Source organism: Citrobacter sp. VF227, from assembly GCF_052950715.1.
Window position 1 is genome coordinate 1 of the sequence record NZ_JBRFVF010000359.1, and the last position, 475, is coordinate 475.

Annotated in this window: 1 protein-coding gene; it reads left to right on the forward strand. The window is 61.3% G+C overall.

The genetic code is table 11. The annotated features are described in order from the left end of the window. Nucleotides 1-403, forward strand: a 403-nt coding sequence (lepB, locus tag ACU8YC_RS26740; RefSeq protein ID WP_446896226.1) for a signal peptidase I, incomplete at its 5' end; no start/stop codon positions are given. Nucleotides 404-475 lie beyond the last annotated feature (72 nt).

The window sequence follows — 475 nt, forward strand, 5'->3', positions numbered from 1 at the left end:
GGGTGACACCGTGCGCTACAGCAGCGACCGCCGTCTGTTCGTCAACGATCAGCCGGTGGCCGAAATGCTGGTCGGCGAAGAACCGGGCAGTCTCGGCAGCGCCGTGCTGTATCGGGAAAAACTCGGCGAAGTGGAGCACCTGATCCGCAAGGAAATGGGGCGCTATCGAATCGAACCGAGCCGTCAGTGGACCGTGCCGGCAGAGCATTACTTCATGATGGGCGACAACCGCGACAACTCCAACGACAGCCGCTACTGGCAGGACGACTCGATCCCCGCCGAGCTTGCTGGCATGGTTCCGGACCGCAACATCGTCGGCAAGGCCTTCGCCGTGTGGATGAGCTGGCCCGATCCGAAACTCAGCAATCTGCCGAATTTCTCCCGCGTGGGCCTGATTCACTGAAAGCTGTGAATTGCGGCCCCCGTCGAGCGTAGTGGGCTCGTTATATTTGTCCTGCCCCGATCGGTGGGTATC